The 12,701-nt window shown below is 33.5% G+C and carries 14 protein-coding genes; 4 read left to right on the forward strand and 10 right to left on the reverse strand.

What is annotated here, in order from left to right:
* Positions 1-535: 535 nt before the first annotated feature.
* The 3 genes from MHH95_RS12845 to MHH95_RS12855 all read left to right on the forward strand — a co-directional run bounded on the left by MHH95_RS12845 (position 536) and on the right by MHH95_RS12855 (position 3,110).
* On the forward strand, positions 536-1,054 hold the full coding sequence (locus MHH95_RS12845; protein WP_340727900.1) for a GNAT family N-acetyltransferase: 519 nt from the start codon (positions 536-538) through the stop codon (positions 1,052-1,054).
* On the forward strand, positions 1,041-2,579 hold the full coding sequence (locus MHH95_RS12850; RefSeq protein ID WP_340727901.1) for a transglutaminase domain-containing protein: 1,539 nt from the start codon (positions 1,041-1,043) through the stop codon (positions 2,577-2,579). Before MHH95_RS12845 ends, MHH95_RS12850 begins: the two co-directional genes overlap by 14 nt.
* A 78-nt stretch (positions 2,580-2,657) precedes the next feature.
* Positions 2,658-3,110 (forward strand): VOC family protein, encoded by a 453-nt coding sequence (locus MHH95_RS12855; protein WP_340727902.1) that lies wholly within the window; start codon positions 2,658-2,660, stop codon positions 3,108-3,110.
* A gap of 562 nt (positions 3,111-3,672) precedes the next feature.
* Here the strand turns inward: MHH95_RS12855 and MHH95_RS12860 are convergent.
* Together MHH95_RS12860 and MHH95_RS12865 are read right to left on the reverse strand one after the other, a co-directional pair.
* Complete coding sequence (locus MHH95_RS12860) at positions 3,673-4,824, reverse strand: ABC transporter permease (protein ID WP_340728763.1); 1,152 nt, start codon at positions 4,822-4,824, stop codon at positions 3,673-3,675.
* Between the two features lie 550 nt (positions 4,825-5,374).
* On the reverse strand, positions 5,375-6,553 hold the full coding sequence (locus tag MHH95_RS12865; protein ID WP_340727903.1) for an MFS transporter: 1,179 nt from the start codon (positions 6,551-6,553) through the stop codon (positions 5,375-5,377).
* A gap of 381 nt (positions 6,554-6,934) precedes the next feature.
* Between MHH95_RS12865 and MHH95_RS12870 the strand changes: the two genes are divergently transcribed.
* Positions 6,935-8,146: an ABC transporter permease gene (locus MHH95_RS12870; RefSeq protein WP_340727904.1), complete on the forward strand. Its 1,212-nt coding sequence runs from the start codon at positions 6,935-6,937 to the stop codon at positions 8,144-8,146.
* Between the two features lie 117 nt (positions 8,147-8,263).
* Here MHH95_RS12870 and MHH95_RS12875 read toward each other — a convergent pair whose 3' ends face one another.
* The 8 genes from MHH95_RS12875 to MHH95_RS12910 form a co-directional block, all read right to left on the reverse strand.
* Entirely contained in the window at positions 8,264-8,836 is a 573-nt protein-coding gene (locus MHH95_RS12875) for a histidine phosphatase family protein (protein WP_340727905.1), read from the reverse strand.
* Positions 8,837-8,849: 13 nt separating this feature from the next.
* Positions 8,850-9,170 carry a histidine kinase gene (locus MHH95_RS12880; protein WP_339216584.1) on the reverse strand — a complete coding sequence of 107 codons (321 nt, stop codon included), beginning with the start codon at positions 9,168-9,170 and terminating at the stop codon, positions 8,850-8,852.
* A gap of 22 nt (positions 9,171-9,192) precedes the next feature.
* A complete protein-coding gene (locus tag MHH95_RS12885; protein ID WP_340727906.1) occupies positions 9,193-9,678 on the reverse strand; it encodes a hypothetical protein in 486 nt (161 codons plus the stop codon).
* A 73-nt stretch (positions 9,679-9,751) separates the two neighbouring features.
* Entirely contained in the window at positions 9,752-10,087 is a 336-nt protein-coding gene (locus tag MHH95_RS12890) for a hypothetical protein (protein ID WP_340727907.1), read from the reverse strand.
* Between the two features lie 47 nt (positions 10,088-10,134).
* Complete coding sequence (locus MHH95_RS12895) at positions 10,135-10,623, reverse strand: NUDIX domain-containing protein (RefSeq protein ID WP_340727908.1); 489 nt, start codon at positions 10,621-10,623, stop codon at positions 10,135-10,137.
* A gap of 12 nt (positions 10,624-10,635) precedes the next feature.
* Positions 10,636-10,992 carry a DUF4260 domain-containing protein gene (locus tag MHH95_RS12900; protein WP_445683012.1) on the reverse strand — a complete coding sequence of 119 codons (357 nt, stop codon included), beginning with the start codon at positions 10,990-10,992 and terminating at the stop codon, positions 10,636-10,638.
* A 180-nt stretch (positions 10,993-11,172) separates the two neighbouring features.
* On the reverse strand, positions 11,173-11,712 hold the full coding sequence (locus MHH95_RS12905) for an ATP-dependent exonuclease (RefSeq protein ID WP_340727909.1): 540 nt from the start codon (positions 11,710-11,712) through the stop codon (positions 11,173-11,175).
* 497 nt (positions 11,713-12,209) lie between these two features.
* Positions 12,210-12,584, reverse strand: coding sequence for an rRNA methyltransferase (locus MHH95_RS12910; protein ID WP_340727910.1), 375 nt, complete (start codon positions 12,582-12,584; stop codon positions 12,210-12,212).
* Positions 12,585-12,701 lie beyond the last annotated feature (117 nt).

A 12,701-nucleotide genomic window follows, 5' to 3' on the forward strand; every position in this document is an offset into this window, starting at 1 on the left:
ATTATTATTCTGTTTTAAACGGAATATTACTTTCTGAAACCGTTAATAGTAATCATTGTAAGAGGGAATACTTTATAATGCAATAACAATTTTTCAGAATAATTAAAAATGTATGACCGTGTATGAAGTAGAATTAATACGTTATTTGAAGAATATTCAAGTCGTTTTATTTAAATATATATAGGTGAATTATTATTTTAAATTCATAATTAACAAAAAACAAATATTAAAAAGAAAAATATATACATAAAGCATAATATTACATTTCATTACTCTAATATAATAGATGACGTTTAATAAAAGCGTGAGGGTATATTATGTACTATAACAACAGCGAAATGATAAAATTTTGATATTGATAAAAATAAAAAAATTTCTTTTCATAGTGATGTTATGATAAGAGCAGTAGTTTTAAAAAATAAAGCTCTAATTGAACATTGAGAAGGGTTAAAATGATAAATATTTGATATTAACTTTATAATATCCCGTATTTTTTTAAACATCGAGCAAATAAATATCATAAGGGTGGTAAAGTATGTTAAATCTTCAAACTGAACGATTACGTTTTGAACAATATACTTTGGAAGATGTAGAAATTGTAACAGTGCTTGTAACGGATGCGCGGGTCATGCAGTTTATCGGAGATGGTCACGTAAAAGATCAAGCTTATGCCAAGCATTTAATTGAACGTATGCTCGAACAATACAGAAACTTTGGTGATTATGGTTTACATAAATTGATCCATAAAGAAACAGGGGATTTCATAGGGCATGCCGGAATGGTTGCACAGATTATTGATGATGCTTTCGAGATGGAGCTTGGTTACTGGATAGCACCAGACTATTGGCAGCAAGGGTATGGTTTTGAAGCGGCACGGGCATTAAAGCAGTATGCAGATGAAGAAATGTATCTGGAACGGTATGTATCGGCAATTCAGGTAGGGAATACAGGCTCAAAGCAAATTGCCCTTAAAAATGGAATGAAGCTTGAGAAGGTAATTACGATGGAAGGTAAGTCTGTTGAAATTTATGTAATAGAAAATGAATTTGAATGAGGAATCAAAATTGAAAAGTTATTTTATAAGTTATGAAGCATTTAAACAAAAAGGAGGGTCCATTAAAACAACGACAATTACGTATGAAGAGCTGCTAGCAGTGTTAACGATGCATATGGAACGGTTTGATAAACAGTTTTCTCTTATTATTAATGGACATCTACCAAAGCCATTGCATGAAATACTGGATGATGCATTTGAACAAAGTCATGTGTATAAAGCATTTTATACACAACATTGTGCTAATCGTAGTTATCGTTATCGCAGTTTGTCCAAAAATCGTGTGAAGGTGGATTTTACACTAAGTTACCGAATGAATCGGAAAGATGAAAAACAGATGCTTGAAGAAATTGAATCAGTGCTTCAGGATATTACTACACCTAACATGCCATCACTTCAAAAGGTGATTGCTGTACATGATTATATTGTTAGAACCTATAGCTATGAACTTCATACAAAAGGTTCTCCATTTTCAGTAGCTACGTTTATGGCAGAAAAGCGCGGAGTTTGTATGGCGTATGCGCTGTTATTTGAAAAGATGATGGGAGTACTGCACATTCCTTGTCATTATGTAATAGGGAAGGCTGATGGGGAAGGTGATGCCGGTCATGCGTGGAATATGGTGGAGATTGATGGCCAATGGTATCACATAGATGTTACATGGGATGATATTGGCCATGTGTTGGAACATCATGAAATTCGATATCGTTATTTTCTATTAACTGATGAACAAATTGCTAAAAATCATCATTGGGACCTGGATTTGTATCCACCTTGTACGAGTGAACGGTTTAATGCGCTGCATTCTTTGTATGATGTGTGTATTGCTGGTGATACGCTTATTTATCCGCATCCTAAGACGGCTTATTTGACAGCGATGGATCCGCTAACTTTGCAAACGAGAAAGCTTACTGATATTCGTGTTCAATATTGTACATATGCGAACGAGCTTGTGTATTTGGTGAATCATTCTGACGGGGCTACACTTTATACATATGATGCTAAAACGGCTGAATTAACGAAATGTAGTACGGACCCGATACATGCGATACATAAAACAACCAATGAACTTGTTGTGACGTATGCGAATGGCGATCAGGAAATGATTGCAATCGAAACGGCTGTGGATGTAACTGAAAGTCTTCAAATAGCTGAATTTGACGATGCGCGGTATACGAACATTTCCATGATGTCTCTTGGTGATAGTTATCTTGCAACGTTTAATAGTAACACGGAGGATCTAATTGCATTCAAGAGCGCGGATGGAGTCGAATTGTACATCAACGAGCCAATTAGGCAGCTAACAGTCTCGTTGGAGTTAAATAAAGGTATCCAGCTACAAATGACTACGAATCGCAAACCGGTTCAATTTAAGGAGTCTGCAAAATTAGTCCTGCCATTATTTTATATAGAGCCATATATCCCAGCTATCGAAAAACAATGGGATAAGCAAATAACTGTTTTTGACAAAAGTATTAGTATTGATGTTTCCCGTAGCTTGCTGATACAAATCAAAAATAAATAGCTATTGTCGAATGAAGAAAGGATTTTTAGAAAAAATGTTGAAATACAATATTAAATGTATCAAAAACGGGGGATAACTATGAATAGATTAAATCTTTTAACACTCGGAACAAAAGATATTGTAAAGTCTCATAATTTTTTTAAAAGTCTAGGATTTCATACATCGATTAGAGGAACAGAATCAAACCCTGCAATTATTTTCTTCAAAAATGAAGGTACTAGAATTGCACTGTATCCATTGGAAGAGCTTGCAAAAGATATTAATAAAGAGAACCCACCAGCTATTTCAAATGGTTTTACAGGAATTACACTCGCTTATAATGCTAAATCAATTGAAGAAGTTGATGAAATAATCAATAAAGCCAAATCTGCTGGTGCAATCATTCAAAAAGAGCCTAAAAATACTGATTGGGGCGGTTACGGTGGATATTTCACAGATCTTGACGGCTACTATTGGGAAGTTGCTTACGGTGAAGATTGGGAATTCGACGAATCAAATATGTTAGTTATTAAAGATCAGCAAGCCACTTGATGAAAATGATCAAGAAAGTTTGTTCCAGCAGCTTAAAGTTCTAGAACTTTATATTTTTTAAACTAAGTTAACTAGATTCTAAAGTATTGCTGCATATAAATTGCAAGTTAGATTTAATTATTAAAAAGCATATACAATTAAATATTTATTTAATTAAAAAACACCTTGAGTTAGCTGGATTTAGACTTAAAATAAATTCAACTAACTCAAGGCTTAATTTCGCATTTTGTCTCACTATTATAAGTATACTTTTGAAACGAGATTCAACTTCCTATAATATATATTATGACCGTGTCCCTAAAATGTATTGTACTATATATGTCCTTCTCATTCCCTTACGAATTCCTCTTCAATTTTAATATCTAAATCGAATATAGATTTTTGAGCTTGATATAAACAACTTCTTATCCATTTACAACAAGACTTGTTGCTTTTTTTTTAGATAATCAACAAGTCTTGTCTTTCAAATATTGTAATTAAATATAGCTTTCATTTCTTTTTTAAATCTAACCCTCATTATCATTAAATATTCATCTTATGACGATTCATCGAGTTGTTTACATTATTTTATAAGCATGTATCGTTTATTTTTTGTAATAAAGAACATGGAAATAATTAATATGATTACTATTGGGGCCAATAATTGTAAGGCTAATCCCCAATCTAAATAATTGTTCAAGTAATAGAAATTTCGCTGTTTAGATACGATTTGTCCCACTTGAATATATGACGTCGGAAAGTTTTGTACATCCCAGAAATTCCCCACCTTACGACTGAAATAAATATTTTCTCCAAAAATAAGTAGTAAGCCAGCAAATAAGTTAACCATTTCTTGACGAAATATAAGACTTAATAAAACCGCGCCACTTATAATGACAATAATCCATACAAAAAGTAAAATGGCCGATTTCGATAAAAATTGAGCTAATGTCATCATTTCAAATTTGCCATCTTTTAAGTAGTCTAAATGAGCTGCATACTCTGGCGATGGTAAATGGAAATGTCCAAAGCTATTTTGGAAGCCTATAACAAGGAAACCTAATCCTAATGGAACAAGTAAAGCACAGGAACCTATAAACACGACAATCATTTTGACAAGCAGCTTTCTCCAGTCAGTTATAGGAATTCCTTTAATAATGGATGGATGACGTCGATCTTTAGTTACGATATCTACAGCCAAAAGCAAGACACAAACAAATAGGATGATTGGTAGAATATCTTTTAAAAGACGTTCCAATGTTTGAAATGCTGTCCTTTGTTCAAATGCATCAATAGTTAAATCATAATCTGCTTTCGAATAAGCATCATAGCGAGCCACTTGTTCTAAATAAGCATAAAAGGCATCTTCATCAGCATATCCGTCATTGTTAATATAGTACTTAGGGTTATATGAAAATAATTCATTTCTATATGTAGTAGCGTTCGTAATATAATACCAATCACGCGTCAATTCAGCATATTTTGTTAAATCTCCTTCTTCTAAAGCATCTAGTCTTCCTTTATCAATAGGATTAATGGCTTTAAAGACATCGATCGCATACAGTAAAGAAGGATGTGCGCCTTTTAAATCCTGCCCTTCGATTCCATCCAGAAACTCCTGACGCGTTAAATAACGTGCCTCAATTTCATTCTTGTTTACACTTTCTATTGGATCGTAATTAGGGACAATTTGAATTACATAAAATAGTGTCGTGAAAGTAAGCAGAAAATACACAGCCAAGTTTTTTATGTTTAAAAAAAAATGTTTCAACTCAATTTTAAAATAGTTCCACACGAAGTTGATTCCCCCTATCCTTTACTAATTTTTCAGTATATTGGCCACCCACTCCGTTCTGGAAACTGGTTTAATCATAGATGAATTATTTTAACTTAACTGAATTTACACATAATATACCATATATTTGCAAAAAAAATAAACCTTGGTATTCTATTCATTTTAACGAAAGTTATAAAGACAAATAATGTACATGGACAAAACTTTCTTGTCTTTATAGAAATTTGAACAAGCACCTCCTGGTCGATTGTTAATGATTCATATCAAAATACATTTTTTAATATGTTATGTCCTTTTATTGTTTAGACAGTACTGAATGGAATATTACCTGTATTTGAGAGTGTTCCATGCCACTCCCGTTAACGATGATAGGAAATTTCTAGCGTTATAATTTGTATAGTTTTATGATTGAATTTATTAAAAAGAACTTAAAGTATAAGTCGAATAAAATTCTCATTCATTTTTTCACCTTACTATTTGGGTTTAAACACTACTGCCTTTTCAAGGCCAGCATACATATAGGCGAAATAATTGTACCGAGGCCAATGACCGTAAAAGCTATTCCCCAACTAAATGATTGTAATAAGAAGCCAAATATCATGGGAGAAAAAATGGTTACTGTAAATCCAATAACTGACTGGACACCTAAAGCTAATCCAATGACTTCCGGATCAGAGACGTTTGTTATCGCTACATTATAAATGGGTGAATCTGCTACAATCGAAAAACCATAAATCAATAGCAATATGAACATAAGGATCATAGGAACAAAATCTAACCAGCCAATCATTAGTGAACACGAAATACTAATAATTAAAAAGAAGTTTGCCACTTTAATATGACCGAACTGATCAGATAGCTTTCCCCCCACATATGTTGCAATTCCTCCGACCATTATGACGAGCGCACCAGTAATATTTCCATACCGAATCGCTTCCGTTTGTGCTAATCCTTGAACGCCAAAATAATAAACTAGAAATGGACCGATCCATGCCCACATTGCATATAATTCCCATGAATGCCCTGCATAGCCTGCGTTGACGAGAAGATTTTTCTTTTTCAACACTTTTTTCATTACATTCCATTGAAATTTAAGTGCATTCTCCCCACTTTTTAGATCAGGAATCTTTATATAAACCATTATCATTGAACCGATAATACTTAAACAAGATGTAATGAATATGACACCTTGCCAACCAATGTATTCGATTAAAAATCCCGAAACGAGCAATGAAAATCCGGAACCTACCACTAATGAGCCTACATATATTCCTACTGCCTCGCCTCTTTTATGTACAGGGAATAAATCTGTCAAAATTCTCATTCCCGGCACATAGATCCCTGCTATACCAATCCCTGAAATCATTCTTAACAACAATGTCAGCCAAAACCCTTCTGCCAAAATGGCAAAAGCAATTCCTGAAATGCCAGCTATTAATGCTCCTATTACAATAAAGTACTTAGGATTATATTTGTCTATTAATAAACTATAAAATATAATAGCCCCGACATAACCGATATGAAAAAAGGCAATAATAATCCCTGATTGTGAAGAGGTTAGCCCCCATTCTTCTTCAATTACAGGCATAACGGCTGAGAAATTGAACCATATTTGCATCGCCAAAAACTGTACAATTGACATACCCCATAATATTTTACTTTTGTTCAAACAGATAATGCTCCTTTCGCATACTGCTTTATATTCTTCGGCGACATTTCGGAACTTTAGTATGTAATTATATGTTATAATTTGGAAGAATAATATAAGCAGAAGTCAATTAATATCGATAACGCGCTGCTTGTGGTCTTATTAAGGAATGATGACACCCCGTTATAAAGATAGGCTTTTAAAAATGGTGTTCTATTTTCTTTAATACAATACTTATATACCATATATTTGTAAAATTTTGAAACTTTGATTATTCTATTAATTATAACAATATTATAAAAAATAAATAGAAAGTGAGATGAGTGTGTATTTCAACAGGAAGAGACTATGCCTTACCTACTACATAGCGTTTAGTTGGTTTAGCATCTTAGGGGGAACATTATGCGGGAATATTTAAAAATAGAATTTAAGCACTTTTTTATGAATAAGAAAAACATATTCATCTACATTCTTTTAACGTTTGCTGCGTTTTTTTATGCGTATAAAGTAGCTCCTGCCTATGATCCGATAGAAAAGGTAGATCGTGAAGAAATCGAAGCGCGTTATTTAACACGACAAGAGTTTATTGAAAGCATAGAGAAACGAGATAATGAAGATATTCACCCTGTGACAATACAGGCCTACCATATGTTCAGTGAAGTCAATCCATTGGACAAAGCCAGATTAGACGCACTTGATACAGTTGATTTGAAAAAATATGCTCAGTTAACAAGTGAATGGTATTTTAAGACAAATTATATGACTTATTACAACGAGCATCTCTCGTACAATTCACGCTACTATATGAAACAACGAGAATTGGCATTTGATCGAGGCTTTTATAATTCGCTAGAGCAATATGCACGGTACGGGGCTTATGCCAAAGCAAATTATAATTTATCCATTAACCAGTTTGAACAACGCACAGCATTACAAACCGTTGAGCGCTTACTAAACGGCCCATTGCCAATTATATTAATTACTTGTGCCTTATTATTGGCAATCGATGTTGTGTTGAAAGACCGCCTTCATCCTTCCGTTTTAAAGGGCTTTCCTTTAACCGACTGGAAAAAGCTGCTTTCGAAAATGTTCGTTGCTTATATTGGCAGTCTGGCATTGTTTCTCCCGTTACTTGTAGGCTTTGTAGTAATCGGTATGCAATCAGGCTTTGGTCATTTTCAGCTACCTTCTCCCGTCTTTACAAACATATCGGAATGGCAACAAGTAGGCAGTTTTGACATGATGACACTCGGTACATTTTTAGCTCAATCACTTGCACTTATTTTGATGTGGTTCCTCGTTGTTATTGCGGTTGTAATACTGTGCAGCGTGTTATTCCGTCATGAAATGGTGAATTTAGCTGTCGGTACTCTTTTAATTTTTGGTGAAAGATTTTATTTAAGTCGTAATGTCGGTTATTTTTGGGATATTGAAAAAGTTCCAACCTCTTATATTCAAGTTGGAAGGATCGTTTCAAAACAATATAACTTTTTCTTAGCAAGTGAATCCTTAGATTACCTTTTAGGCATTCAATTATTAGCGATATCAGCTGCTATTGTACTTATTATTACTCTGCTCATTGCAAAAAATAAACGATTTATGCTCATAAAATAAAAAAAGTAGAACTATAGGGTCCACAAAAAAACAGCCCTTACATTTGTTAGATTTAAACAAGTGTAAGGGCAGTTTAATTTTTCAATACAATAATTAGCTTATCAGGATTCGTGATATTCAGATTTCTTCCCATAACCTAACAGTATTTAGTAATTGATTACTTTCACTAATAGTTAGTTTATATATGTCAGGCTTTGTTGTAGACTTCCAAAAATTAAAATAATAAGTACGATCGAAGTGATGCATAATATTCGACATTATATTTCCATGAATTCCTATGACAATCTTTTTCCCTTTATATTTATGTAATAGTTCATTTAGTGCGGCAAGTCCGCGCTCCTTCACCTCATTGCATGATTCCCCGCCCGGATAAGAGAAATCTGGATTTTCCATTGAATATTTAAACGCTTCGACTGGATCCTCAAATATGTAGTCGGCAGCAGCTAAACAACCTTCTCTAAAACGGTAATCCTTTTCAATTTCTTTATTAATCAATTTCGATAAACTTTCTACAGTTTGAATTGCTCTTACATATGAGCTGGATACGATATGATCAATGGATTCCGAACTTAATATTTCTTTTACTTTTTCAGCATCTTTTCTACCTTTATCAGATAAGCCTCTAAATTCTTCGTTTTCTATATCAAAAACTGAATGGGCGTGTCTTACAAGATATATTTCCGTATTCATTCTATAATTTCTCCTAATCGTTCAAATTTCTATTGTAAAGATCAGTAAGGTCTTTTATATAATATAAAGTGAAATCGTCCGTTATATCTACTTCAAAGAAATATAGCGTTTCGGTTGCTACATCAATAATTTCTATTTCAAAAAGCCCCATTCCAAAGCGATAGTTGATTTCTTTTGGTTCCAAATTTTCTTTATTTATATCGTAATTAGTTTCAATATTATTTTCTGCATAGAAGTATGCGACTGCTTCTTTGGATTTTGAATTAAAATAATAGTTACTAATAAAAATAACTAATATGCAAAATAGGACATTCAATAAAATTATTTTTTTCATACCCTCCTCCCAATTAAGACTGCTATGTACGCTCATTCTTGTTTAACATAACAGCTAGACCTTTCTCTTTTACTTGGAGTACATAACATACTTGCTCGTTCATTTTACTAAAAGCCACATTATATTTCGTTAGGTCAATTAAATCTCGATAAGCATTGGGAAGATCGGTTGTTAAGTGCAGATGTTCAGATTGATATGGAAAGGGATCATAAGGATTAGTCGAATGTATATATACAGCGTCATATTCCGGGTATGTATCATTTAACGTAATCCATGCTTGATAAGGTTTCTGAAACGATTCCAACTGTCCAAGCACACGGTCCAACAGCGCTAAATGCCCTTTAATATGCTCCCTTCTTTGTTTCCCACTATCTTTCCCATACCCATAAAAATCTAAATGGTGATGCGTATAGGCGAACCACATGTCTTCTTCAAGGTCTAAATCATACCTATCTATTTTCGACCACATATTACGAAAGTAGCGGCGTTTTCCTCTGAATTTTTTCAAATGTATCCCCCTTTCATGTTCAAAAAGTCATCCACTTTTTTTTTAACACTTAAAGTTCCCTTCATTACATATTTCAATCTCCAACTATTGTTTTCGCAAATGTAGATGGAAAAAACACTACTTCATATTGTCCTTCTAGCGCCTGCTTCACTTTTTTCGTTAGTTCAGTACCACGATCATTATGCTGTTGCTCCAGCAAAACGCCATTTGGCACAATGCTGTCGTTTTTCCAGTCAATCCATTTCCCATAGTCATAGATCCATTCCTGCAGATCCTGCTTCAATCCTTTTGATAATGTAAAATCCTCTATATCTAAATTTGTAAGACATCGGTCACACCATAATGGATCAGCGCTAATATCTGCCTGCACTCTTAGTTTTTTTAATTTATGACTTTCACAATGTTGCATAGGTGAAATCCCTCCTTTTTACTTGTTTTCCCATCATTAATTATGTATCAAAGTAATTTTATAGCGTCATCTAAAATGAGTTTTGTAAGTTCATGGTCATTAATTACAAAAGGCACCTCAGTTGGTTCAACCCATATACGCGTATTTGATTCGTGTTCACGGAGAAAAGGGAAACATTCATTTACGTCCATTCTATAAAAAGCTTGATAACCGATCATAGGATATTTCCCATGTGGATTAAATGATGGATTTTCTTCATGACTCACTTCAATTGATCCTATGTATTGAATTTCTCCGTTCACATACCCTTCTTCATAAGTTTCTCGCAAAATAGCTTCTTCTAGTTTTTCTCCCGCTTCCAAGTGTCCCCCTGGAAAATTAAAACCTCTGTGTTTAATATCTACTAATAAGATATTGCCATCCTTTATACAAATGGAATGTACACTTGTTACTTTAATAGATTGATTTATTTTCATTCCAGGAATCCATGTAAGTTTCACTTTATTTCCACCCCAATTAACATAAACTGTCTTCATTTAAAAACCTCCTCAAATACGATTAAGATGAGTATCTTGAAATTTAGTTGGATATTTTAATCCAAGACCTAACATTCTATCCATTCCGATATGGGCTATCCAAATTAGGCAAAGCATTATAATACGATCGTTATGTAGTAACAATCCGCAGATCATTAATATTAATGGGATCGAGTATGTATGAAATAAATTATACAGTATGGAACCAACCTTAACGTTTTTTATGTAACCAAGTGCAGAAATGTCTGGAGCTAACAATAACACTAGGAAAATGCCCCAACTAAATTGCAGATGGAAGTAAAAATAAACGCTTAAAGCAAAAACAGCTAATCCCTCCAGTTGCAATATTAATTTATTCAAATACGCCATCCTCCCTTATAATTAGTAGTGTAAGTAATGATTCTCCTCAATAACCAAACTGGTTGTTGCCTATAGGTAACCATTTAAAGTAAAAAAAGTTTAGCATCAAACAAAGGCTAAACTTTTTGTGCTTATTTAATTTGTAATTTTATGCTAGCTTTCCGAACTACTCCAAAAGCTAATGTCCTTCTATTTCTTCTCATACTCATCATAAGGGACATTTTTCTTGTTGGCCATTTGATAAATGAAAATCGAAGCCATTTCCTTATCTTCTCTAACGATCATTTCGTTCCCCGATTTATCGGTAAACTTATAGTTGCCAATTGCTCCTGGTACATATTCTAGTGCAACTTTATCGATTACATCCCACTCCATTTTCTGCGAACCGATTAATTGTTTTTTATACACAACATTTTCATTAATAGCTGTATATGTTTCTGTTGAACTATATAAAGTAACAAATCCAAGAATTAAAACTCCAAAACTTACAATGTATGTGATTATTTGACGCTTCCAGCTCAGTAGTGCAAATCCAGCAGCTAAAATCGCAAAACCAGTCAAAATAACCATTACATTCGTTTTAAATGAATAAATATAAAAGTTTGAGCGATCTGTTAAAAATAAGTCTGGAACTGTCATCGGTACAAAGATAGCAAAAAGCGGTGAAATAATTATACAAGTAATCGCCACCAATGCAAAAATTAATCTAGGTGAATATTTTTTTAACATGGTCTTCCCCCTATAAAATTTACTTCTTTTCCCATAGTCTATAAAAATGAAAGCGAGAAGTGACGCAATCATAACAATGGTATGGAATAATTATAAAATAAATTGTAAAATTTTTCAATATTTTCAATAAATATGGCTCGTTTTCATAACATGGGGTTACTTTTCTAATAAAATTCCACTTTATTGCCGTTTGCGAGGCCCACCAACTCCAAAATTTCACCCTCGTTATAAAGTGAAGTAAAAAACACCTAATCCAGTCGCTTGCGCTATCGCGAGGCGGCAGAGAGCGGAAATGCTATGTTTTATAATCTTCATTTTTGCTGAAATTCACTTTATGCCAAAGCAGAGTGTCGTGGAGCGAAGGGTTTTTTTAATTTTGTCATCCCAACTTATGGTGATGAATCATAAATATAGATGTCTGTTCTCTTCCTATTTAGAAACACCAAAAAACCAGTGCCAAATAAGATTGACAATGGTTTTGTTCTTGGATTACAGAATTAAATTTCCACGCGGTATCTCCAATGTGAATGTTTTACGTCCTCGAAGCTGATATAAGCAACGCTTGCCTCAATGACATCATTTAAATTGAGTTCATGATTTTTGGCAAAGTTTTTTAGGCTCTCAAGCAATTCTTTGTCACATGTCGTTCGAAATTCAGTTCGGTCTTTCGGGCGGTTCTGTTTATTGAATACAACAGTTCCAGTTTCTATTAAATTGCTATAGCCATTTTCGAGTAAATATCCAATGTGGGTATCGTATTTTTCGGCCAATTGCTTTAAGTTATTTAAAATTTCCGCGCTTATACGTGTTTTGTAGCGTACTCTTGTTTCATCTGTTGTTTGAATGAGCTTACCGTTATGTAGCTTCCACATTGTCATTCTCCTATCAAAATATAGATATTATCATTATATCCGATGTCCAACAAAATAAAACACTCCTTATGGGATAAGGAGTGTAAAACGTAAAGTTGCGATCGGTAATGCATATTA

The organism is Solibacillus sp. FSL K6-4121 (assembly GCF_038002585.1).
Taxonomy (GTDB): domain Bacteria; phylum Bacillota; class Bacilli; order Bacillales_A; family Planococcaceae; genus Solibacillus; species Solibacillus faecavium.